The organism is Alicyclobacillus macrosporangiidus CPP55, from assembly GCF_000702485.1.
Lineage (GTDB): Bacteria > Bacillota > Bacilli > Alicyclobacillales > Alicyclobacillaceae > Alicyclobacillus_H > Alicyclobacillus_H macrosporangiidus_B.
Map to the genome: position 1 here is coordinate 1,213,445 of NZ_JNIL01000001.1, position 22,819 is coordinate 1,236,263.

At 62.8% G+C, this 22,819-nt stretch carries 23 protein-coding genes and 2 tRNA genes; 6 read left to right on the forward strand and 19 right to left on the reverse strand.

Annotated elements, in window-relative coordinates:
- Positions 1-15: 15 nt before the first annotated feature.
- The 4 genes from N687_RS0106255 to N687_RS0106270 all read right to left on the reverse strand — a co-directional run bounded on the left by N687_RS0106255 (position 16) and on the right by N687_RS0106270 (position 2,956).
- The gene (locus tag N687_RS0106255; protein WP_331280127.1) at positions 16-561 is read right to left on the reverse strand and encodes an NADPH-dependent FMN reductase; all 546 of its coding nucleotides are present in this window, start codon (positions 559-561) and stop codon (positions 16-18) included.
- A 2-nt stretch (positions 562-563) separates the two neighbouring features.
- Positions 564-1,097, reverse strand: a complete 534-nt coding sequence (locus tag N687_RS0106260) for a YceI family protein (protein ID WP_029421046.1) — start codon at positions 1,095-1,097, stop codon at positions 564-566.
- Positions 1,098-1,230: 133 nt separating this feature from the next.
- Positions 1,231-1,602, reverse strand: coding sequence for a hypothetical protein (locus N687_RS0106265; protein ID WP_051663003.1), 372 nt, complete (start codon positions 1,600-1,602; stop codon positions 1,231-1,233).
- A gap of 151 nt (positions 1,603-1,753) precedes the next feature.
- A complete protein-coding gene (locus tag N687_RS0106270; protein ID WP_231493412.1) occupies positions 1,754-2,956 on the reverse strand; it encodes a S1C family serine protease in 1,203 nt (400 codons plus the stop codon).
- 246 nt (positions 2,957-3,202) lie between these two features.
- Between N687_RS0106270 and N687_RS0106275 the strand changes: the two genes are divergently transcribed.
- The 5 genes from N687_RS0106275 to N687_RS0106295 all read left to right on the forward strand — a co-directional run bounded on the left by N687_RS0106275 (position 3,203) and on the right by N687_RS0106295 (position 8,783).
- Complete coding sequence (locus N687_RS0106275; protein WP_051663004.1) at positions 3,203-4,234, forward strand: sugar phosphate nucleotidyltransferase; 1,032 nt, start codon at positions 3,203-3,205, stop codon at positions 4,232-4,234.
- On the forward strand, positions 4,231-5,421 hold the full coding sequence (locus N687_RS0106280) for a glycosyltransferase family 4 protein (protein ID WP_029421050.1): 1,191 nt from the start codon (positions 4,231-4,233) through the stop codon (positions 5,419-5,421). Before N687_RS0106275 ends, N687_RS0106280 begins: the two co-directional genes overlap by 4 nt.
- A complete protein-coding gene (locus N687_RS0106285; protein WP_197029216.1) occupies positions 5,402-6,592 on the forward strand; it encodes a glycosyl transferase in 1,191 nt (396 codons plus the stop codon). The genes N687_RS0106280 and N687_RS0106285 overlap by 20 nt, the downstream gene beginning before the upstream one ends.
- 88 nt (positions 6,593-6,680) lie before the next feature.
- Entirely contained in the window at positions 6,681-7,682 is a 1,002-nt protein-coding gene (locus N687_RS0106290) for a type I phosphomannose isomerase catalytic subunit (RefSeq protein WP_035462080.1), read from the forward strand.
- Between the two features lie 114 nt (positions 7,683-7,796).
- Positions 7,797-8,783 carry a glycoside hydrolase family 130 protein gene (locus N687_RS0106295; RefSeq protein WP_156040062.1) on the forward strand — a complete coding sequence of 329 codons (987 nt, stop codon included), beginning with the start codon at positions 7,797-7,799 and terminating at the stop codon, positions 8,781-8,783.
- Positions 8,784-8,835: 52 nt separating this feature from the next.
- Here N687_RS0106295 and N687_RS0106300 read toward each other — a convergent pair whose 3' ends face one another.
- The 14 genes from N687_RS0106300 to N687_RS0106360 form a co-directional block, all read right to left on the reverse strand.
- The gene (locus N687_RS0106300; RefSeq protein WP_029421054.1) at positions 8,836-9,405 is read right to left on the reverse strand and encodes a manganese catalase family protein; all 570 of its coding nucleotides are present in this window, start codon (positions 9,403-9,405) and stop codon (positions 8,836-8,838) included.
- Positions 9,406-9,484: 79 nt separating this feature from the next.
- On the reverse strand, positions 9,485-11,416 hold the full coding sequence (locus N687_RS0106305; RefSeq protein ID WP_029421055.1) for a S9 family peptidase: 1,932 nt from the start codon (positions 11,414-11,416) through the stop codon (positions 9,485-9,487).
- Between the two features lie 360 nt (positions 11,417-11,776).
- Positions 11,777-12,040, reverse strand: coding sequence for a spore coat protein CotJB (locus tag N687_RS0106310; protein ID WP_029421056.1), 264 nt, complete (start codon positions 12,038-12,040; stop codon positions 11,777-11,779).
- Positions 12,021-12,332 carry a spore coat associated protein CotJA gene (locus N687_RS22900; RefSeq protein ID WP_419670121.1) on the reverse strand — a complete coding sequence of 104 codons (312 nt, stop codon included), beginning with the start codon at positions 12,330-12,332 and terminating at the stop codon, positions 12,021-12,023. Before N687_RS22900 ends, N687_RS0106310 begins: the two co-directional genes overlap by 20 nt.
- Before the next feature lie 50 nt (positions 12,333-12,382).
- Positions 12,383-12,913, reverse strand: a complete 531-nt coding sequence (locus N687_RS0106315; RefSeq protein WP_029421057.1) for a divergent PAP2 family protein — start codon at positions 12,911-12,913, stop codon at positions 12,383-12,385.
- 31 nt (positions 12,914-12,944) lie between these two features.
- On the reverse strand, positions 12,945-14,171 hold the full coding sequence (locus N687_RS0106320; RefSeq protein ID WP_029421058.1) for an MFS transporter: 1,227 nt from the start codon (positions 14,169-14,171) through the stop codon (positions 12,945-12,947).
- A gap of 251 nt (positions 14,172-14,422) precedes the next feature.
- On the reverse strand, positions 14,423-15,223 hold the full coding sequence (locus N687_RS0106325; protein ID WP_029421059.1) for a TrmH family RNA methyltransferase: 801 nt from the start codon (positions 15,221-15,223) through the stop codon (positions 14,423-14,425).
- A gap of 173 nt (positions 15,224-15,396) precedes the next feature.
- Positions 15,397-15,756, reverse strand: a complete 360-nt coding sequence (gene rplT / locus N687_RS0106330) for a 50S ribosomal protein L20 (RefSeq protein ID WP_029421060.1) — start codon at positions 15,754-15,756, stop codon at positions 15,397-15,399.
- 75 nt (positions 15,757-15,831) lie between these two features.
- On the reverse strand, positions 15,832-16,032 hold the full coding sequence (gene rpmI / locus N687_RS0106335; RefSeq protein ID WP_029421061.1) for a 50S ribosomal protein L35: 201 nt from the start codon (positions 16,030-16,032) through the stop codon (positions 15,832-15,834).
- 72 nt (positions 16,033-16,104) lie between these two features.
- Complete coding sequence (infC, locus tag N687_RS0106340) at positions 16,105-16,620, reverse strand: translation initiation factor IF-3 (RefSeq protein ID WP_074951900.1); 516 nt, start codon at positions 16,618-16,620, stop codon at positions 16,105-16,107.
- Positions 16,621-16,978: 358 nt separating this feature from the next.
- Positions 16,979-18,922, reverse strand: coding sequence for a threonine--tRNA ligase (thrS, locus tag N687_RS0106345; protein WP_029421063.1), 1,944 nt, complete (start codon positions 18,920-18,922; stop codon positions 16,979-16,981).
- A 389-nt stretch (positions 18,923-19,311) separates the two neighbouring features.
- Positions 19,312-20,223, reverse strand: a complete 912-nt coding sequence (ytxC, locus tag N687_RS0106350; RefSeq protein ID WP_029421064.1) for a sporulation protein YtxC — start codon at positions 20,221-20,223, stop codon at positions 19,312-19,314.
- Between the two features lie 200 nt (positions 20,224-20,423).
- Positions 20,424-20,498 (reverse strand) — tRNA-Val (locus N687_RS0106355).
- 204 nt (positions 20,499-20,702) lie between these two features.
- On the reverse strand, positions 20,703-21,134 hold the full coding sequence (locus tag N687_RS0106360) for an acyl-CoA thioesterase (protein ID WP_029421065.1): 432 nt from the start codon (positions 21,132-21,134) through the stop codon (positions 20,703-20,705).
- Positions 21,135-21,717: 583 nt separating this feature from the next.
- Between N687_RS0106360 and N687_RS23760 the strand changes: the two genes are divergently transcribed.
- Positions 21,718-22,011, forward strand: a complete 294-nt coding sequence (locus N687_RS23760) for a hypothetical protein (protein ID WP_156040063.1) — start codon at positions 21,718-21,720, stop codon at positions 22,009-22,011.
- A 524-nt stretch (positions 22,012-22,535) separates the two neighbouring features.
- On the opposite strand, the gene N687_RS0106370 is transcribed toward N687_RS23760, so the two are convergent.
- Positions 22,536-22,622: transfer RNA gene (locus N687_RS0106370), tRNA-Leu, on the reverse strand.
- Between the last annotated feature and the right edge of the window lie 197 nt (positions 22,623-22,819).

Below are 22,819 nucleotides of genomic sequence, written 5' to 3' on the forward strand. Positions count from 1 at the left end.
GCCTTCGTCCACGTGTCACGCCGAGGCGAACTGAAGGAACTTTTGGACCACTTGGTCGATGAACTCAATGGTGGCTTCGTCCATCAGACCGTCCTCGGAAAACTTGTTCTGCGCGAACGGGATGAGGATCTCATTCCCGCCCGGCGGCAGTGTGCGTGCACCGACCCCCGGGGACGCGAGGATCTCCCGCAGGTGCAGCTGTGCGCGCACGGTACCGACCATGCCGGTCGACGCCCCCGCCACGAGCACTGGCTTGCCGATCATCACCTTGTCGCCTCGGGACAGCCAGTCGATGGCGTTTTTCAAAACGCCTGGGACCGACCAGTTGTACTCGGGCGTCACCAGCAACACCGTGTCCGTCTCGACAATCCGGCGTTTGAACGCCTTCACCGGTTCCGGAGGATTCAGCTCCTGGTCCTGGTTGAAGTAAGGCAGGCTGGCGATGTCCGCGATCTCGATGTCCCACGTCCCCTGGTACCGCGTCTGCATCCAACGCGCCAAGCGCATATTATACGACCGCTGGCGCAGGCTGCCCACCAGCGCAATTCCATGCATGGCCATCATCAGCCCTGTTTCACCGCTTGAATCTCCAAGGACACTTGGACCTGATCCCCGACCAGGACGCCGCCCGTCTCCAGTGCCGCATTCCACTTCAGGCCGTAGTCGCTCCGGTTAATGGTCCCATTGGCGCTGAAGCCGGCGCGGATGCCGCCCCAAGGGTCCTTGCCCTGGCCCTCGTATGTCACCAGGAATGTCTCCGGGCGCGTCACGCCGCGAATGGTCAGGTCACCGGTCACCTCGTACTCGCCTTCGCTCTTCTTGACGATCCGAGTGGCCTTGAACGTCATCTTCGGATAGTTCTCGGCATCGAAGAAATCGGCCGAGCGCAGGTGGTTGTCCCGGTCCTCGTTGCGCGTGTCCACGCTGGCGACGTCCACCGTGAACTCGATACGGGCTGTCGTGAGGTCCTCCGGATCTGCCTCAACCACCGCGTCGAAGGTATGGAAAGTCCCCTTCACGCGGGAGATCACCATGTGCTTAATGCTGAAATCGACACTGCTGTGGGCGGGGTCAACCTTCCATTGCGATTTGGCCATGGTCCATCCTCCTCATACTTACAAAATCGCACCTGCTCACAAAATTACAGACCCTATCGGGAGTATGCCATGCCGTGAAGGGATTGTCAACCCGCTCCCTCTTCGACATCCATCTTCCCTCTTTGCATCGGTCTCAAACCGTCTGGCTGGCCGGGCGCGTGCGGCGGCGCCACCGGTGAAGACCGACGCCCGCCAGGCCAAACAGCACGGGGGCGAGGCACCACCACCACATGGTCACATCCTGGTACAACCATCCGGCCAAAAGCGCAGGCGCGAGCGCCAGCGCGAACGGTACCGTCGACCACAGCGGCCGCCACCAAAGGAGGATTCCCCCCAACAACAGCATGACTGCGAAGATCACGCCGGCTCCGCCGTCTCCCTCTAGCTGCGGGATGGCGTTTCCCACGCCCACGGCCGCGATGGCGTACGACTGCAACCCGATCCAGACCGCGGCCAACACGCAGATCAGGCCGGCGAATCCGTTCACCAGACGCCTCCGCCACAACTCTGCCGCCTCCTTTCTCTCGTCCCCTCCCATTGTACCAAGCCACCGGGTCGCATCCTGTCGAAGCGTGCACGCCCTCTGCGCAAAGCAGGAGGGCACGGGGAACCCCGTGCCCTCCTGGGAATTCGCCTGGCAACCCGCCGGTAGCACCTCAATTTCCGAACGGGGAAGAGGGTTGGGTCTGGCCGCTCGCACTGGAGGCGGACTGCATATCCGTCAAGGTCACCTTGAGGCTCAACCGCTCGGTGCCTCGGTACACCGTCAGCGTGACCTGGTCGCCGGGCTGATGTTCAAACAAGTTGGTGCGCAGATCGGCGATATTCTGCACGGTCTTCCCGTCGATCGCGACGATCACATCTTGCGCCTTCAACCCGGCTTGTTGGGCCTGCGGTGAGGTCACGGCGCGCACCCAGACCCCGTAGTTCACCGGTACATTGGGTTGATAGGCGTCGGGCAAGCTCGACAGAGAATATCCTTCGATGCCGAGCGCTGGGTGATTGGCGTGTCCGGTCTTCAAGATCTGATACGCGATCTTGACCACTTGATTGGAAGGGATGGCGAATCCCATGCCTTCCACGCCTTGGGCGACGATCTTGCTGCTGTTGATCCCGATCACCTGGCCCGCGATATTCAGCAGCGGACCACCGCTGTTGCCCGGGTTGATGGCGGCGTCCGTCTGGATGACCGTCTGATAGTTGAGGGTCTCTTGGGTCTGCTCGTCCTGCACCGGCATGACTCGTTTTGGCGCGCTGATAATGCCGGAGGTCACGGTGTCCGCGAAGTCGAGCCCCATCGGCGTTCCGATGGCGATGGCGGGTTCGCCGGCCTGCAGATTGTCGGAGTTCCCGAACGTCACTGGGGAGATGTTCTGAACGCTGGAAACCGCCACCTTCAACACGGCCAGATCGGTGTACGGGTCGGTTCCCACGACGGTGGCCGGCACGTGTTTCCCGGAATTGAGCACGATCTCCACCTTGTCGGCCCCTTCCACCACGTGGTTGTTGGTGACGACGTACCCGGACTGGCTGTCCTTATAGAACAGGACGCCGGTGCCCACACCGCTCTCCTGCGATGGATCGGAGGTCGCGAAAAACGGGTTCTGGTTCTGGGTGTAGTCGACCACGCCGACCACCGCCGGCTCAACCTTTTTCACGACCTGTTCGATATCACTCGACACGTCGACATTGGCAACGGTCGGTACTACGCTCTGGGATATGCCCGTGCCGGCGGTCGTGTTGCCCGCCGATGGAGCGACCGCAGACGGCGACATTCGGGTCACCGCCAAGGTCGCACCAGAGCCGACGAGCGCCGACAGAACGACCACACTGGCCCAGCGCAACATGGATGGTTTCACGGATCATCACCTCTCCCGGTTCGTCGGTTCTATTATGCCGCCCCTTCCTTGAAATTCGATTGAATCATATTATGTTACCTACGGTACCAAACTTGAGTTTTTACCAACCGTCCGATATCATTGGGATTGTCATGGTTAGCAGCCAAGCATTTGGAGTGCTAACAACCACACGGCAGACACTCTTCATTCACGATTCGCCGGTTTGGTTGGAGATGTAAACAATCTTGACCAGCGGAGGGATGTGAAATGAAGGCGTTGTTGTTGGCCGGCGGTTTAGGAACTCGTTTACGTCCTCTCACCGAACACCTGCCCAAACCGATGGCCCCGGTCATGGACCGGCCATGGCTCGAGCACCTCATCGAGCACCTCAGACGACAAGGCATTGACGAATTCGTGATCGCAGTCAAACACCACGCAAGCGTGATTGAACGGCGGCTGGGGGACGGACGACGCCTCGGCGTTCGGATCACGTACAGCCGTGAACCGGGACTGCTGGGGACGGCCGGCGCCATTAAACACGCGGAGCCGCTCCTCAGTGAGCGATTCCTCGTGCTCAACGCGGACATCATTCATCTCACCCGCCTCGTTCCGCTGCTCGAATTCCATCGAAACACGGGAGCACTCGTCACCATCGGACTCACGGAGGTCGAGGATCCGAGCCAATACGGCGTGGTGGAGCAGACCTGGGATGGCCGCATCCTGCGGTTTGTCGAAAAACCCCCGCGCGCCCTCGCCCCCTCGCGGCGCATCAACGCGGGCATCTACGTGATGGAAAAGGAAGTGCTTCGCCACATTCCGGCCGGGCGTGAAGTGTCCATCGAACGGGAGACCTTCCCTCACCTCATCAAATCCGGTGTCCCGGTGTACGGTGCGCCCGTGGACGGGTACTGGCTCGACATGGGCACCTTGGAGCGGTACCTCGGGCTGCACCGGGACGTGCTGGACGGCCGGATCCGGTTACCCTGGGTGCCAGCGCCCAAGAGACCGGGCATCTGGATCGGCGAGAACGCGCAGATCCATCCCACGGCGCGATTGGAACCACCCGTTTGGGTGGGTGCCGGCGCCCGCATCGGTGCGGCGTGCGTCGTCGGACCGTACGGGATCGTTGGCGCAGGGGCCGAGTTGCTCGGCCATACCCGGATTTCAAACGCCATCGTCCTGCCCCGCACGCAGGCGAGTGGAATCACAGCAATTGGAAATGCTATTGTCGGCCCGGATTTTTATGCAGCGCTGCAACCCGTCGGTGCGGCGCAGAACGAGGGGGTGCTTCAACATTGACCCATGTGGCGTATGTCAGCACATACGTGCCCAAACGGTGCGGGTTGGCGACCTATACCGACCACCTGCGCCGGTATGTGCGAGAAGCCGGGCGCGGCAGGGCGGCAGACACGGTGGTCGCCATGGTGGATGACCAGGAGGACGTCCGGGTGTACGACGCCTCTGTGTGGTGCTTGCGGCGCAACACCCGCGAACATTACCGGCAGATGGCCCGCCGAGTGAACGAGGGACCGGCAGATGTGGTGTCCCTGCAGCACGAATTCGGCATCTTCGGCGGCGAAGCGGGAGCGCACGTCCTCGACTTCGTGCGCGAGTTGCGAAAACCGCTCGTGACGACGTTTCATACGGTGCTCGAGCATCCGGATGAACCGTATCGGCGGATCCAACAGGCGCTCGCCGAGCGCAGCGACCGCGTGGTCGTCATGAGCCGCTGCGCGGTCTCGCTCCTGAACCGGATCTACGGCGTGCCGCAGGAGAAAATCGTGCACATTCCGCACGGAACCCCGGTCCCGGTGCCCGAGCGCCGGCATTTCGTCCGGAGACAGTTGGGCTGGGCCGGCCGGCGTGTGGTGATGACCTTCGGCCTGCTCAGCCCCGGCAAAGGCATCGATCTGATCTTGCGCGCCCTGCCAGCGGTCATTCGTGAAGTCCCCAACATCCTGTATGCCATCGTCGGACAGACACATCCGGAAGTCCGCAGGCGGGAAGGAGAGGCGTATCGCCGGCAGTTGCAAGGCTTGGTGCAACGTCTGGGGATCCAGGACCACGTGGTGATGCTGGACCGGTACCTCTCCGAGGCGGAGCTGGTGGATCACATCCTGGCGTGCGATCTGTACGTGACGCCGTATCCGGGCATGCAGCAGATCACCTCCGGGACCCTCGCATACGCCGTCGGGCTCGGCCGGCCTGTGCTCAGCACCCCGTACGTGTACGCCCGGGACCTGTTGGGAGGACTGGATGAACTGCTCATCCCGTACGGCGATGTGAGCGCCTGGAGTCAGGCCCTCACCCGCATGTTGTCCGATCCCGCCGTCCTGCATCGGTATGAGTGGCGCATGCAGCAAATCGGGCGTGACATGTACTGGCCTCGTGTCGGAGAAGCGCATCTGCGCCTGTTTGAAGAATTGGCCCGGCGGAACCAGCCCGCCGCAGCGGAGGGGAGCACCATTGCGTCCATTTCCCGTTGAATTTGCGCATCTGCGGCGCATGACGGACGACACGGGGCTGTTGGAACACGCGCTCGGAAGAATTCCGCGGCGGCGCGAGGGCTACTCGACGGACGACAATGCCCGGGCGCTCTGGACGTGCGTGGAATGGATGCGGTACGGCAACCGTCTGAAAGACCGAGGAGAAGGAACCGACCCAGAGATCGACCGCGAACTTCGCGGCCTCGGTGAACTGGCCGATGTGTATCTGTCGTATCTGGTGTGGGTGCAGGGAGCGGACGGATGGTTCCACAACAACGTCGCCTACGGCGGCGGATTTGAATCCGAAGAGCCGTCCGCGGATTGCCAGGGCCGCGTGTTGTGGGCGACCGCGGCGGCCGCCCTGGGGCTTCCCCGGGCCGATCAGTCCTGGGTGGCTCAGGGATTGTGCCGGACTGGGTTCCGGGCGCTCTCCCGCATTCTGTACCCCCGCGGATGGGCGCACGCGCTGGCGGCGGCGGCCCTGTTGGTGCGCGAATCGGACGCGGTCAATCACCTGAGCGGGGAGTTTCGGGCCTGGGTGCGCGCAGAATTACCGGAGGTCGTCCGGACGTTGACCGATCGCCTGGCCGAACTGTATCGGTGTGAATCCCGGCCCGCGTGGCACTGGTTCGAGCCGGTCATGACCTATAGCAACGGGGTATTCCCGTGGGCCCTATGGCACGCGTGGACGGTGCTGCAGGATACGGCCGTCGAGCAGATCGCCCGCGACAGCCTGGCCTTCCTGGTGGAGAAGATGACCGCCCCGGAAGGGTGGATCCGGCCCATTGGCAACCAGGGCTGGTGCACAACGGAAGGATGCAGCCAGTGGGATCAACAGCCGCTTGAAGTGATGAAGCTGGCAATGGCATGCGGGCAGGCGTACACCGCGACCGGCGATCCGCTGTACGCGGAGACGCTCGTCAAGTGCCGAGACTGGTACTACGGTGCCAACGATCTCGGCGTCCCGGTCGCCGATCCTCAGGACGGGGCCTGTTTTGACGGGCTCTGCGAACACGGCGTCAACGCCAATTGCGGGGCGGAATCCACGCTGTCCTTCCTGATCACGGAGGCCTTGCATCACCAGCTGGGCCTCGCGGCCGGCGGGAATCCGCAGGAGCGTACCGCGCAGTTCGACGGCCCGGATCGTCAAGTTCGCGCCTCAGGGGTATGATGAAGGGGTTGCCGGGTGCGCGCAGCGGCTTGTGAGGATGTCCGGCCGCCGCCCGCACCCGCATCCTGGCCGAGAGGGGGTGAGACGCTTGGATCACGCGCTTGTCGAGTTCGAGCCGGTGAAGTTTCAACCGGTCCCTGTCGCCCGACTGTGGGGCGGGCACCGATTGAAATCCTGGTTCGGGGTACATACGGACGAACCGATTGGTGAGTACTGGGTGCTCTCTGGCCATCCCAACGGGATGAGCGTGGCGGCCTCCGGCCCGTTTGCCGGCAGGACCCTCGCAGAATTGGTGGAGAAGTATCCGTCCGCGTATCTCGGCAACAGCCCGCAACCGCGGTTCCCGCTGCTCATCAAGTTCATCGAAGCGTCCCAGGACCTCTCTGTGCAAGTGCACCCCGACGACGCCTACGCACAGCGGATCGAGGGTGACTTCGGAAAGACCGAGGCTTGGTACATTCTCGAGTGCCCCCCGGGCGGCCGAGTCGTCTACGGCCATCACTTCCGATCCCGGGTGGACTACTGCGAAGCGGTTGAGGTTGGCCGCGTGCAGGAGAAGCTCAGGTGGCGGCCCATCCAGCCAGGGCAGGTGGTGTTCGTGCCGTCAGGTACCCTTCATGCCCTCCTGGCGGGCACCATCGTGGTCGAGGTGCAGCAGACGTCGGATGTCACGTACCGGGTTTACGACTGGGACCGCGTCGACGCGAACGGGAACCCCAGGCCGCTGCACGTGGACAAAGCGGCCGACGTCCTTCGTTTTGATCCGGACGATCCCGACGCCCAGACGCTCCCCGAGGCGGCCATCCCGGATTCATCGGCCACAGGGGCCCCGGCACCCTGGCGACGGCTTGTCACCTGTCCGTACTTTACGATGGACTACGTCCGCCTGGAAATCGGTGCACTCACCGTCCAAAGTGGCCGCTCGGGAAACCCGGACATCCTGATTGCCGTTGGCGGCTCTGGCCGTCTATCCTGGCCCGGTGGCGACATGGCCATTCGGAGGGGAGACACCGTGCTTCTCCCCGCCACATTGACCCAATACACCGTGGTGAACGATGGCCTGCTGGAACTGTTGCGGGTGTTTTACTGATCTTTGCCCGCGTTCCCTGACATTCCGTGTTGCCTGCACACAGAGCTGCTTATAATATGAAAACCACAAACGGACCCCGTTCCGAAACTCTGTGTGCAAAGGTTGTTGTTCACCATGACCAAACAACACGATGTCCGGTTTCCGCTCGGCCCGTTTGTCCGGTATGAACACAACCCCATCCTGTCCCCGCAGGGGGATTCATGGGAAGCGAAGGATCTGTTCAACCCGACCGCTGTGGTCCGCGGCGACCAAGTCTATCTCTTCTATCGTGCCGAGGACCACAGCGGCCCGGGGGAATGGAATGGCACGTCCCGGATTGGCCTGGCCGTCAGCCGGGACGGCGTCCACTTCGAGCGCCTGCCGCATCCGGTGATTGAGCCTACCGAGCCCTACGAGCACCCAGGCGGTTGTGAGGATCCGCGCGTCGTCGAGGTCGAGGGGCTCTACTATATGACGTACACCGCGTTCGATGGCAAGACCGCTCGCCTGTGCCTCGCCACGTCGGAGGACCTCATCCACTGGCGAAAACACGGGCCCATGTTCGGAGACGGCGACGATCAACACGCGCGGTGGTCGAAATCGGGGGCCATCGTGCCGCGCCGGATCGGCGGCCGACTGGTGATGTATTTCGGGGACACGGATATCTGGGTGGCGTTTTCTGAAGATGGACGGCATTGGACGCCGAGTCCGGAACCAGTCATCCGGCGCAGCCCGGACGAGAAGGCGTTCGACAGCCTGTTGGTGGAACCCGGGCCGACGCCCGTGGTGACTGACGAGGGGATTTTGCTGATCTACAACGGCGCCCGCCGGATTCAACACGGACCGGACGCAGGCAAGCCGTACTACGCCATCGGCCAGGCACTGTTCGCGCTGGACGATCCCGCTCGCCTCATCCGGCGGACGGAGACCCCCATGTTCATTCCGGAGACGCAGCACGAGCTGCGCGGGCAGGTGGACTTTGTGGTGTTCGCAGAAGGACTCGTCCACTTTAAAGGAACCTGGTTCCTGTACTACGGCATGGCCGACAGTCATATCGGCGTCGCCCGGTACACGTCGCCGGCGGCCCCGGCCGAGGACGAGGCCGAGGCCATCGCGGTCTGACGATTGTTCGGAGCAGGAGGCAAAGCGTTCCGAGTCTAGCACGCTTTGCCTCTCAAAAGAACCGCTTATGCCCCTGATGATCCTTGAGGATTTCCACCGCCTCTCGAAAGCGCAGTGAATGGATCACCTCGCGCTCGCGCAGGAATTTCAACGCGTCCTGGATGTCGACGTCGTCCGTTATGTCTATCAGCCACTGGTAAGTCGCACGGGCCTTTTCTTCCGCCGCGATATCCTCGTACAGGTCCGCGATCGGATCGCCTTTTGCCTGGATGTACGTCGCCGTGAACGGATTTCCGGCAGCGTTGTGGTAGAACAGCGCCCAGCTGTGGTCCGCGAAGTGATCCCCGAGCCCGGCTTCCTTGAGCTGTTGTGGCGTCGCGTCCTTGGTCAGCTTGTAAACCATGGTCGCGATCATTTCCAGATGTGCGAACTCCTCCGTCCCGATGTCGGTCAACAGACCGATGACCCGATCCGGGATTGAGTAGCGCTGATTGAGATACCGCAACGCCGCCGCCAATTCGCCGTCCGCGCCGCCGTACTGCTCAATCAAGTACTTGGCGAGCCGCGGGTCACACTTGCTCACGCGCACCGGATACTGAAGCTTCTTTTCGTAGATCCACACGGACGCCCCCACCCCCCGTTTTGCTGTCAGGGATGAATATGCGGGGAGGGAATGTCCTCATGACACACCGAGCCCGGCCCTACAGGTTTTCAATCGCCACCGGCTCGATGTCATCCGCCGGCGTGAAGCCGAACACCCGGCTGTAGAAATAAAACTCACCGTCGAGTGACCGCTTGATGTTCTCCGCCTTGCGAAAGCCGTGACCCTCACCGGGAAATGCCACGTACGCCACGGGCAGCCCCTTCTTGCGCAGGGCATCCACCATGAGTTCCGCCTGGTTGGGCGGTACGATTTTGTCGTCAAGCCCCTGGAAGAAGATGATGGGACACGACAGCCGGTCCGTGAAATGGATCGGCGAGCGGTTATAGTACACCGACTTCGCCTCCGGGTAGGGGCCGAGCAGGCTGTCCATATAACGGGACTCGAACTTGTGCGTCTCGTGCACGAACACCTCGAGTTCGCTCAGCCCGAAGTGGCTGGCCCCAGCCTTGAACACGTCCCGGAACGTCAAGGCCGCCAACGTCGTGTAGCCTCCGGCGCTCCCCCCGGCGATGCACAGCCGTTCTCCGTCCGCCAGCCCTCGCCGCACCAGGTACAACGCCGCATTGACCGCGTCGTCGACGTCAACGACACCCCACTGGCCTTTCAGCCGATCCCGGTATTCGCGTCCATAACCGGTCGATCCGCCATAGTTCACATCCACCACGGCAAATCCGCGGCTGGTCCAGTACTGGGTGGACAGGCTCAGCACGGCGGGCGACGCGCTGGTCGGCCCCCCATGCACGTGTACCAAGAGCGGGGGCTTCTCTCCGGCCGGCGCCTGGAAATCTGGATTCGTGGGCGGATAGTAGTGCGCGAACGCGGTCTTTCCGCCTTCCGTCGGGAACTCCACCTCCACGGGCCGGGAGAAGTACCGGGCATCCACCGGCACGTCCGCGGCCGACTTCACCACCTGGCGCCCGCTGCCGTCCGGACCCGCCACCACCAGGTGCCGGAGCGTCGTCGGCGACGCGGCGAGATACGCGACCTGGCGCCCGTTGCTGCGCACATGGGCAAACCAGGTGTCTTCGCCAGGAAGGGGGTCGAGCCGTCCGGTCGTCATGTCGAGACGGGCCAGATGGTCACGTCCGCCCTGAACATATCTGCAAACGATGGTGTGCGCGTCGATGAAGGTGTAGTCGCTCAGGCCGAACACCCAGGGCGGTCCGGCGAACTCGGCATCCAAGGGATGCACGGCCTCTACCGCACCGTCCTCCGCCACCCGGTACAAATTCCACCAGTTCGAACGGTCCGATACGAAGTACAACACGCCGTCCGGCGACCACACCGGCTGCAGCACCGATTCCTCGGGCCCGCCGGCCACGCGGTGGGCGTTCTCCAGCCGCCCGTCATCCGTGACGTCGGCCACCCACAACTCCGTCCCGTCCCAGGGCATATTCGGGTGATTCCACGTCACCCAGGCCAGACGGTCGCCCGCCGGATTCAACCTGGGATTGCTGTAGAAGTCATTTCCGGACACCAACACCCGGTCCGGACCGCCCGTCAGCGGCACCGCCACCAGCGTGGTCTCGGCGAAGATATCGGATCGGGTGTGGTCTTCGCGCACGCCGATCCACCAACCCCTGCGCTTATCCACGATGCCGTCGGCATATCGCAGGTGGGAATCGTCCGTCAACGGCCGGATGGCCCCGTCTCGATCCCGTATGTACAGCCGGTTGTCTGCGAAATTCGAGAAATAGACGATCCCGTCGGACACCGTCCATGCGCCACCGCCGTACTCGTGCACACGGGTGCGCACGTTGAATGGCGCGGGGATGAGTTCCTCCTCCGTCCCGTCCGCACGCCGGCGCATCAGCACGTTCCGGCCGGCCTCGCGCGGCCGGGACTCCAGCCAATACAGGTCGTCCCCGTCCCACGCCAATCCCTCCAGGCCAATGACCGACTGGACAATCAGGTCCGACGTGATGGGGGACCTCCAGCTCCCGTAGGGTGCCGTTTTCACATTCGTCACGCGGTTTCTCCCCTCTCAGACGTTTCACACCATAGGTCCAGCCCCATTCTACCCGCATTCTGGCGGCAGCGTCGAGCCCCTCAGTGGATGAGGCCGCTGGCCCGCGCGGACCGCAGAAACCGGGCCGACCAACGGTGAGCGTGGGGCATCCACGCGTACAACGAAGGCAGGACCGCCAGTCCTGCCACGATGACGAGAGCGCCGCCCAGTGGCGCACCACACGCCGGACGTCGCGCAAGAAGATATGGAAAATGGCCGCCGCTCCGGATGGTGTCCCTCGCACTGTACCTCGCCTTTCCAAAAGGACATCATCCTGTACGGTGTTCCAAACCGGAGCGGATCATGCGAACACGGCTTCCTTCAGACCTGCCAGGGCCAGGGGGCTTCCGACCAAGTCCAGCGGTTGCCCACCGGGCTGTTGCCGAACTCCAGCAACGGTCCGAAATTCGCCTCGAATTGCTGCATCAGCGTTTGTTTGCGGCGTTGAAACTGCTGGAACTGTGCCAACGCCTGGGCGTCGTCCGGATGGGTGTCCAGGTACAAAGTCAGCTCGAGAAGGACGAAATCCACCGCCTGAAGCTCCTGCATGTACTGGTAATACTCTTTAGGAACCGTCTTCTCCATGGGGCACTCCCTCCCGGAATGGGCGCTCGTAGGGGCTGTACAAGTCCGGCCACAGGGTCCCGCGCCTTAAGGCCTCGCGCGGGGCGTATTGGCGTAAACCTTTGGGCTGCATCACATAGTACTGGTTAGGCGGGACGATGTACGCCTTGGGCCTCGGCGGGCAAGGGTCGAACGGGCTGCGACACGAGTCAAACGCACGCCACTGGCGATCCATCCTGACCCTCCTTTTCCCCGCGCCCGCCCGCCCTTCGCGGCCGGCGGCCAGCGGGGTGCAATTCTTCAGATTGAGCATATTCAGGAGGGACAGTGTGCAGAAGCGTGAGCTAGGAGAGGACCAGGGGATCAATGCAGGAGCCAGGCGACCGCCACCCCGACCACGCACCCGCCCAGCACTTCCACGGGTTTGTGCCCGAGGTGTTCGTCCAATTCCGGCCAGTCCATTAACCACCAAGGAACCGTGGGGACCTGAAGGCGGATCGAGGGTACCTGAGGCGTGGAACCCTCCGGGGGTACGGGCGAGCCCTCCAGTGTCCTTGCGTTCTGCAGGCCGTTGCGGCGCAGGTCGTGCAACAGGCGGTTCAGCACCGCCGCCTGGCGGCCCGTCTGCCATCGCACGCCGGCTGCATCGTACATCACAATGAATGCCACGAACAGGGCCAGTGCCAATACTGGATTTCTCCCCCCCTCGTGGAGCCACAGTTCCGCCACCAGGGAGACCACCAGCGCGGTGTGCGAACTGGGCATACCGCCTGACTGCCGCAGCCGCTGCGGGTCCCACCGGCGCAGCCGGATCACGACGATCACGGGTTTCAACAACTGCGCCACCACGAGAGAGAGCAGCGGCGCCAGCCACAGATGAAACGAATGCGCCACCCGCGGCTCCCTCCTCATTCCCAGTCGATGTTCACAGCACCTCCGGCAGATCTTCCGCCGTACCGGCCGTTGGTTCGCGGCGGAACAGCCGCTCCACCGGCGCGATCCCGTAGAAGACCGCCATCCCGAAGAGGATGACGGATGCCGCCCAAAAGGGTGCCGCCGGGCCCGCACTGTCCCACAGATGTCCGCCGACCAGCGGCCCGACGGCCATGCCGACACCTTCAACGGTCATGAAGATCCCCCACATGACCGCCTTGCGCGCCTCCGACACCGTGTGGGCCAACACCGAGTTCCAGGCAGGCAGGACCAGCGCGTACCCCGTGCCGAGCCCCGCCGCGCACAGGATGACCGACCACAGGGCGCGCGCGTTCACCAGGGCCGCCAGCATAACCGCGCAGACGGTGAACCCGCAGACGAGAAAGGGACGAAATCCAACGCGATCGACCAAACGGCCGAACGGGATCTGAAACAACACCGTCGCTGCGCCGCCCGCCACCAGCAGCTCAGCGTACAACCGCCCGCTGTAGCCCAATTGATACCGCGTGTACAGCTCGAACACCGGCATCAGGACCCCCATCGCGAACGTCTGCACGAACGTGCCCGGCAAGAGGAGCCGGACACTCTGGACCTCCGCCCAGACCCAGCGCGGATGCAGACGGAGGTGCGCCTGGGCCAGCGGCCGCAGGTCCATCACCCCCGCCGCGATGATGCCAGCCAAACACCACACGCCGAGCAGGAGGATGAATCCTCGCCGCACGTGCTCGCCGAGGACCCAGCCCATGCTAACGGTCCCCGCGCCGACGCCCGTCAGCCAGGCCATCATGACCCCGCCCATGGCGGTGGCATGGGTTGCTGGCGGCAGCCCCTTTGTCACGCGCGAGATGACCGCAGGCCAGACGGCCGACATACCGATGCCCATCAGCCCGCTCCCGAGCACAACCACCCAGGCGTGGTGGGCGCGCCACACCATCGCGATGCCGAATCCCCCTACCATCAGCGCCAGTACGAGTACGCGCCGCTGGCCGTAGCGGTCCGTCAACCACCCGGTAGGGCCACGCAACCCGGTGTCCATGGTGTAGTGCGCCGCCATCGCGTACCCGACCGTCGCCGAAGTCATTCCGAGCACGCCGCGAACGTAGATGGGCAAGACAAAAAACAGCAGTGCGCCGCGCACAAACTCGCACAGCCCCAAAACCACGAGCGCCAGCGCCTTCGCACCGCTGAAGATATTCCGCACACCGTCCCGGTTTCCCACACGCAACCTCCTCGCCCCGGACACACCGCCCCGGACACACCGCCCCGGACACACCGCCCCGGACACACCGCATTGGAAGCTCCGCCTGCCTGGCGGATGCGCCGGACAAGGCTCTCCGCCCAGTATAGCGCACGGGAGCGGCGGTTCACCACTGGGACCGGAGGCTCTGACCGCCCGGCCCGGCGTTGACTCCACCTCATCCTGCGGTCACTCCCGCCTGACTCTCGCGGTTTGACCGGACAGTTGCCGGCTCACCCGCCCGGGGGCCCGCCGTCCCGCTGACGGGCAGCCTCATACAGGAGCACCGCCCCCGCCACGGCGGCGTTGAGGCTCTCCGCCCGGCCCGGCATCGGGATGCGGACGGACACTGTAGCCAGGGCGGCCGCTTCCGCCGAGACCCCATTGGCTTCGCTCCCGATGAGGATGAGCGACGGGCCGAGGAGATTGACGGCATGACAGGGCGTCTCCGCCTGCGGCGATGCCAGGACGACCTGGCCATCGGGAAACTGGGCCCGCCATTGCCGGATGTACGCGGGGCTTTGGGCGGCGGAGACCGCGACTCGGAACAGGCCACCCATCGAGGCGCGGACCACCTTGGGGGCGAACGGATCGACCGTACCGGTGCCGCAGCACACCTCGGTCGCCCCGAAGGCCTGGGCGGTGCGCAGCAGGGTGCCGACGTTTCCCGGGTCCTGGAGGCCATCGAGCAAGAGGGACAGCGCCCCCGCTTGCGGCGCTGGGGCGGGCCGCGGGATCTCAGCCACCGCCATCACCCCTTGGGGCGTCACCGTATCCGCCACGGCAGCGAACGCCTGCGGCGACAGGTGAAAGACGGGAATGCCCCGGGCCTCCGCCAGGGACAGCCAATCCGCGGGCGGCTCATCCGTACTCACGTCCCACAGCAGAGCCTTCAGCCGCAGCGGTGCCTGCAGCGCCTCCGCCACCAACCGTTTGCCTTCAATTAAGAACAGGCCGTGTTCCTGCCGGCCTTTCTTCGTCTTCAGGGAAGACCACATCTGCACCTTCGGGTTGCGTGCCGACTCCAGGTACACCTGGAATATCCCCCCAACTTGCGATCTATCGACTGGGATGCGGCGCTCCGCTTCTGCTGCGCAAGCCGCTCCGCGCCGCATCCCAGTCTCTTCGCAGAAAAACGCCCATGCGCACCGGATACAAAAGGGCCCGGCCGCGCGGGCCGGACCCCTTCGAGACCACCAGTGCCTCGTCACGCCTGCAGTTTCTGTTTTGCCACGTTGGCCAACTCCGCAAACGCCTTGCTGTCAGCCACGGCCAGATCGGCTAACATCTTGCGGTTGACCTCCACACCGGCCAACTTCAGTCCGTGCATGAACCGGCTGTACGACAGCCCGTTCAGGCGCGCCGCCGCATTGATGCGCTGGATCCACAGGCGGCGGAAATCCCGCTTCCGGGCGCGCCGGTCGCGATACGCGTACATGTAAGACTTCCACACCTGCTGCTTCGCCGTGCGGTACAGCCGGTGCTTGGACCCACGGTAGCCGCGGGCCAACTTCAAGATCTTTTTATGTTTACGGCGCGTCACGACGCCGCCTTTGACACGTGCCATGGTTCAACTTCCTCCTTTTGTCATCCCGCCCGTCCGCAACGGCGGGTCGTACGTCTCAGCGGGCTCGGCGCCGATTTACTTCAAATAGGCCAGCAACTGCTTAATGCGCTTCTGGTCGCTCTTCGACACGAGCGTCGTGCCGCGCAGGCGGCGCTTGCGGGCAGGGCTCTTGTGCTCGGCCTTGTGGTACGCGAATGCATGCGCGCGCTTCAGCTTGCCGGAAGCCGTCCGTTTGACGCGCTTGGACAGACTGCTGTGGGTCTTCATCTTTGGCATCGGATGTTCCTCCGTTTCTGTATCGTGCACTGAAATGCGTGCGCGAGCGCGCACCTCAAGCCCCCGACGGAATCACGACGAGGCTTTCGGCGCCAGGATCATGATCATGCTCCGCCCTTCCAGACGCGGGGCGCGCTCCACGGCGCCGTACTCCGCCACACCGTCGGCCAGTTTCAACAAAAGCTGCTGGCCAAGGGACGCATGCGTGATCTCGCGGCCGCGGAAGCGGACGCTCACCTTCACTTTGTCCCCGTCTTGGAGAAACTTGACCACATTCCTCAGCTTGACCTGGAAGTCGTGATCCTCGATGTTCGGCGTCATCCGCACTTCTTTGAGCAGAGTCACCTTCTGGTTCTTGCGCGCTTCCTTCTCTTTCTTGCTCTGCTCGTACTTGAACTTGCCGTAGTCCATGATGCGGCACACAGGCGGCTTGGCCGTCGGCGCCACATTGACCAGGTCGAGGTTCTTCTCCTCGGCGATGCGGCGGGCGTCGCGGATGTTCATGATGCCCAGCTGGGCGCCATCCACGTCGATCACACGGACCTCCCGCGCGCGGATCCCGTCGTTGACTTGAAAATCCTCTTTGATACTCTGTCACCTCCAAAGTCCCGTTCGATTCGCAGGACGGCACGGCGTGCCGCAGGTCTCGGGTCGGCCGCCTGGCCGAACGGCCGCCGGCGGACGCGATGAGCATGTAAAAAGCGCGGACCGTGCAATCCGCGCCTCACCTCGTGCTCTGTGTACGAAACACAAAACTCCCCTGTTTCGATGCTGCACTGACCCGTCGGCCCAAGCCCACCAGGTGAGAAGCCGGACGCTTCTACTTCGTCCCTATGCGATTCTCCAGGCTGAAACACGATCATTCTACCCCGCCTGGTACGGCGCGTCAAGGGCCCGGCGGGACGATGCCCGCTCAGCCCTCGCGCAGACGTGCCCATAGACCTGGTCAGGCTTCCACCAACAGCTGCTTGCTGTCCACCTCGTCGCGCAGCCGGGCGAGGAAGGACTCCAGCGACATCTGACCCAGGTCTCCCTGGCCGTACCGGCGGACGCTGACCGTTCGCGCCGCCGCCTCTTTCTCGCCGACCACCAGCGTGTATGGGATCTTGTGCACCTGCGCCTCCCGGATCTTGTAGCCGATTTTCTCCGGCCGCGCGTCCACCTCCACCCGGAAGCCCGCGTTGCGCAACATCCCCGACACTTCGTTCGCGTACGCCTCGTACGCCTCGTTGACGGTGGCCACCCGCGCCTGCACAGGTGCCAGCCAGGCCGGGAACGCGCCCTTGTACTGCTCGAGCAGGAACGCGACGAACCGCTCCATGGTGCCCACGACGCCGCGGTGAATGACGACCGGGCGATGCGGCTTGCCGTCCTCACCGATATACTCCAGCTCAAACCGGTTCGGCAGGTGGAAGTCCAGTTGCACTGTCGACAGCGTCTCGTCCTTGCCGAGCGCCGTGCGGACCTGCACGTCCAGCTTCGGCCCATAGAAGGCCGCCTCGCCCGGAGCGATCACGTAGTCCAGACCGAGGTCATCCATCGCCTGGCGCAACATGGTCTCCGCCTTGTTCCACATCTCGTCGTTCTGCACGTATTTCTCGGTGTCCGACGGATCGCGGTAAGACAGCCGGTGGTAGTACTCGGTGATGCCAAAGTCCTTATACACCCGCTGAATCAGCTGCACCACCCGGCTGAACTCCTCCTGGATCTGATCCGGCCGGCAGAAGATGTGCGCGTCGTTCAGCGTCATCGCCCGCACCCGCTGCAGGCCCGCCAGGGCGCCGGACATCTCGTACCGGTGCATCATCCCGAGTTCGGCCACCCGTAGCGGCAGATCGCGGTAGCTGCGCATCTCCGACTTGTAGATCATCATGTGGTGCGGGCAATTCATCGGCCGGAGCACCAACTGCTCGTTGTCCATCTCCATCGGCGGGTACATGTCGTCCTTGTAATGATCCCAGTGCCCGGAGATCTTGTACAGCTCCACGTTCGCCAAATGCGGTGTGTACACGTGATGGTACCCGAGGCTTTCCTCGAGGTCGACGATGTACCGCTCGATCACCCGCCTCACCTTGGCCCCGTTGGGCAGCCACAGGGGCAGGCCCTGTCCCACATCCTTCGACAGCATGAAGATGCCCAGTTCCTTCCCGAGGCGCCGGTGGTCCCGCTGCTTGGCCTCCTCCAGGCGGCGCAGGTGTTCATCCAACTCCGCCTGCTTGGCGAACGCCACGGCGTAGATGCGCGTCAGCTGCTCCCGCGACGCATCTCCCCGCCAGTAGGCACCTGCGATGGACATCAGTTTGAACACCTTGATGCGGCCGGTGGAAGGCAGATGCGGGCCGCGGCAGAGATCGACGAACTCGCCCTGGCGGTACACGGTGATTACCTCCGACTCGGGCAAGTCGTGGATGATCTCGACCTTGAACCGATCCCCGCGCTCCGAGAACAGCGCCAGCGCTTCCTCCCGGGTCAACACCTCGCGGATAATCGGCAGATCCTCGCGGATGATTCGGCGCATCTCCTCTTCGATGACCGGCAGGTCCTCCGGCGTGAAGACATGATCCGCGAAGTCATAGTAAAACCCGTTCTCAATCACCGGCCCGATGGCGAACTTCGTCCCTGGAAACACCCGGGCCACCGCTTGCGCCATGACGTGGGCGCAGGTGTGGCGCATCACATCGACCCCTTCCGGGTCTTTCAACGTGAGGATTTCCACCTCCGCATCCGATTCCAGGGTGCGCGACAGGTCCACCACGCGGCCGTTCACCTTTGCCGCCACCGCCTCCCGGGCGAGCCCTTGGCTAATGGACGCCGCGATGTCTGCGAACGATGTTCCCGCGTCGTACACCCGCTCTGACCCGTCTTTCAACCGAACGGCGTATGTGGTCATCTGTTCCTCTCCTCTCTGCCCTGTGACAGCATCAATAAAAAAGCGCCCCCGTCCCGCATGGGACGAGAACGCTTGGTTCCCGTGGTTCCACCCAAATTCAGCAGCTCTCTTCGAGCTGCCCTCTTGGTGCGTATAACGTGCGCCCCGGCCGCCGTTTCCTGCCTGCCCGGCGTGTCGCCGGAACCGACCATCCCCGGCGGCTGCTTGGAAAGTGGTACCTGGCGCGCATCCGCGTGGGGAGCTTTCAGCCCGTGGCTTCCCCTCTCTGGAACGGGATTCGCCCGCCGGCGTCTTTCCGCATCGCCGTATCCTTGTGACGTTTTCATTGACATTCAATATATCGAACGTCTTCTTGTGTGTCAACTCCAGGCCCCAGCGGAGGTCCCCCATCAATCGTACAGGTTGGGCATCGCGGGCGGGAACTCTCCCCGTGCAAAGGCGGGATCGTCCAAGTGAGCCCGCAGTTCCGCGCATGTCGAGCAGTTGTCGCAGCGCCGGACTCGGTCCTGGAACACCCGCTCCACCGTCTCCGCGAAGGTGGGCCAGGGCGCCGACCGGGTGAGGTCGTGCAGGATGATCCGGCATGGCGCCCGAGTGATGAGAATACTCATCGCCAAATCCTCGGCGTTGACGTCCTCCCCTTCCGATGCCTGCACCGCGGCGGCCGACACTTCCCGATCCCGCACCAGGTTCCCTTCCTCGTCGCACAACCAGATGCGTTCGTCGCTGCAGAAGACGTGCAGCACCTGCTGAGAAGGAGACTGCGCGTCGAGGATGTAGCGCAGCATGTCGACGAATTCCTCGTATTCCTGATCGGTGAGGAACTGCCGTACCACCTCGTCGATGGACGCTTCTGCAGCGCGCATGAGCCCACGCGCCCGGAAACGGAGGATTCCATCCACGGACACATGAATCGATTCCGCCGTCGCCCTGCCCAAGACCTCACCGAAGGTGCGACCTAATCGCGACCGCCACTGATCCCAGGTCCAGCCGCCCGTTGCCGTTTCCTTGTGCCGCAGGCCGTGCAAGACCAAGAGCGCCACGTACTCCTGCTGTTCTGTGTCCAGATAAGGATGGAGCACCCCCACACGGCGGTGAATATACTCATACAGCCAGTCTGTCAGGATGAATCCAGTGAGCAGATCCGCAACAGTCGCCGTCGAATCCTCCAAGCCGTCGTCCCACTTCAACAGGATCCGGCTTGGACGATCCGCATCGACCTTCACCGTCCATCCCGCATCTGCCAGTTTCTGCGCCAAAGACGCCGACGCAAGCTCGGTCTCAAGCGTAGCGATGCGCACGGTCATCAGTCCTTCCGGAATTCGCATCTACTGACAGTATGGGGCGGATGTCTAATTGGTTATACCGAGCATCCAATCACATCCATCCACATCCGCACATGTGGATGTTCGGTACCGCTCACACCCTGGTTTGTCCGGTGTTCGCCCAACTGGACCTCAAAATGCAAAAGGCCGACGCTGTTGCGCGTCGGCGGTTCACTTGGTGCGGCTGACAGGAATCGAACCTGTGGCCCCCACCGTGTCAAGGTGGTGCTCTCCCTCTGAGCTACAGCCGCTCAATCGGGACTAGCTCATATTAGCACGCGGTCCTATTCGAAGTCAATACGCTACGCCCCTCAAAAAGATGGGGATTTGCACCAAGTGCCCATGTCGACTCCGCCTCGATCTACAGTATGTGCGGATCCTGGAGTCGCGCCGGACAGAGGCGGAAGCCGGCCTGATCTTTGGGCTCCGCAACACAGGCCAATCCGTTCCAGCCATCAGGCGCCGGCGACCGGCAAGTTCTGCAAGATCGCCCACAAGGCGGGTGCCCGCTTGGCGAGGTTCACGGCCCGGTTCGTCTCCATATCGACAAAGGCGTGTTCGGTGCGCCCTTCCGCACACAGCTCTCCGGCTTCGTTGACCACCCGATAGCGCAGCGCCAGCCGCGTCTTCGTGCATACCTCCAAACGGGCTTCGACATCCGCCAGGTCCTCTGCGCGCAAGGTCTTCAAATACCGGCACTGGACGTCGATCACCACCAGGACGATGCCCTGGTCATGAAACGTCTCCATGTAAGAGACCCCGTTCTCACGCAAAAAATGCATCCGGGCCACGGAAAACCAATCGATGTAGGCGGGATGATACACAATTCCAGCGGGATCGCACTCGCCCCATCGCACTTCGAACCGCGTCGTCACCGTTTCTGCCACGTGTACGGACTCCCCTCTCCCAGCTTGTTCCTCGTTCAGTATACCAAACGGGGGAATCTGTCCGATGTACGGCCAAAGGAGCACCCTTCCGTGGTCTGCCAAATTCGTTTCGTGAATGGCAGATCGAATAAAACCTGATCACCGAGAGACATCATGAAAGGTGTCCATCTGGACGAATGGAACATGGATCGTCTTCGATTTCTCTTGCCTGGTGATCCCTCCGAATCGGGTGCTTGTGATTCCGTCGGGTTTAGCTCGCTTCGGCGGGTTGTGTTGGTCTCAATTGCGCGTTTGACGTAGGGCAAATGCCTTTATCGGATGCCGTCAAGCATGCGTACCCTAACAGCATGCGACGGGAAGGGGGTGCTTGTCCATGTACGATGGAGGCGTGTTTGGTGGCTTCACTCGATGGGCGGTCGTGTTTCTCATCATCTTCGTGTTGTTCTTCCTGTTAGTTCCTGGCATTGGTGCTGGGTATGCAGCAGGAGCAGGATACGGCACTGGCGCATGCTAAGTAACGAGTGTGAGGTCCCAGAGTTTGCTCTGGGATCTCTTCACTACACATCCATTAGGGGGTAAGACTGTGATTACTCGTACTCACTGCATGCCGTTTATTGGACAGCCCGTCGTCGCTCGCACGAGGACTGGTGTAACGCACTACGGAATTCTGCATACGGTAACCGGTGATGGAATTTACCTGCGTCGGGTAGGTGGCGGAATCCCCCGTTTAGTGAGTGAAACAGACGTCAATGCTGCAAACTTGGATTTGCTTCAAAACATGCCTCAGCCTACAGATGACGTCAGACAAGCCTTTTTTCCATTTTTCTTCCTGCCTTTTCTTGCGCTCGCGGCAATCGGTCCGTGGGGCTGGTGGTGAGCCTCTAACACATTCATGACGCTTAGACAGAAATCCCGAGGGACGCTCTCATAAGTGTCCAATGGTGGATTCTTTGGCGCATATACCCACGGGCGACTGTATTCCTGATCCTCTTTGTTCCGTTCCTTCTGCTGGTTCCTGGTTACGGCGGTTACGCAGGTGGCGGTGCATATGGTGCTGTGCTGGGATAGGAGCATACTGAGCAGGGTATGAACGACGAACTCGCTACGGTAGATACCTTGTGTGCCGTGAAGAACAAGTTGCCCTTTGAACACCTACCACCTGTTGATCGTACGGTGGGAGGTGCATCTGTAGACGTTCTATCGCGAGCAGCAACGCGGTGAAAAACCGCTGTCGTCGCGCTCCGTTCGATACGTCCCGCCGGGCACCTCAAGCGGAGGAGCGTTTGCTCCGCGGACAAGCCTTCAAGGACCACGACTCCTTAAGGTTTTCAATTTGTTTGCAGTCGGGTGTTTCACGCTAAGACGCGGCTCCTCGGAAAACCCGAGAAGCCGCGCCCTGCTTGGTGCCGGGAACGGGACTCGAACCCGTACGGGGATACCCCCAGCGGATTTTAAGTCCGCTGCGTCTGCCGATTCCGCCACCCCGGCTCGTGGAAGCTATGGCCAACTTCATTGTAACCCACGTCCCCGAGGTGGGCAATCTGCTCTCGGCAGCCGGTTCGATGAACCGCAACCCAGTAACGGCTCCGCTGATGTAAGGCGACTGCCCTGGACAAGCGCTCATTCTACGGACATGGTAGGGGGGACACGGCGCCGCGTGCGTTTTCAGCAAACCCTGACTCGGC

Bases quoted from the DNA above. Each gene is read 5' to 3' on its own strand.
- N687_RS0106255 (WP_331280127.1), bottom strand. From the start codon at position 561: ATGGCCATGCATGGAATTGCGCTGGTGGGCAGCCTGCGCCAGCGGTCG.
- N687_RS0106260 (WP_029421046.1), bottom strand. From the start codon at position 1,097: ATGGCCAAATCGCAATGGAAGGTTGACCCCGCCCACAGCAGTGTCGAT.
- N687_RS0106275 (WP_051663004.1), top strand. From the start codon at position 3,203: ATGAAGGCGTTGTTGTTGGCCGGCGGTTTAGGAACTCGTTTACGTCCT.
- N687_RS0106295 (WP_156040062.1), top strand. From the start codon at position 7,797: ATGACCAAACAACACGATGTCCGGTTTCCGCTCGGCCCGTTTGTCCGG.
- N687_RS0106310 (WP_029421056.1), bottom strand. From the start codon at position 12,040: ATGGAGAAGACGGTTCCTAAAGAGTATTACCAGTACATGCAGGAGCTT.
- N687_RS22900 (WP_419670121.1), bottom strand. From the start codon at position 12,332: ATGCTCAATCTGAAGAATTGCACCCCGCTGGCCGCCGGCCGCGAAGGG.
- rplT (WP_029421060.1), bottom strand. From the start codon at position 15,756: ATGGCACGTGTCAAAGGCGGCGTCGTGACGCGCCGTAAACATAAAAAG.
- rpmI (WP_029421061.1), bottom strand. From the start codon at position 16,032: ATGCCAAAGATGAAGACCCACAGCAGTCTGTCCAAGCGCGTCAAACGG.
- thrS (WP_029421063.1), bottom strand. From the start codon at position 18,922: ATGACCACATACGCCGTTCGGTTGAAAGACGGGTCAGAGCGGGTGTAC.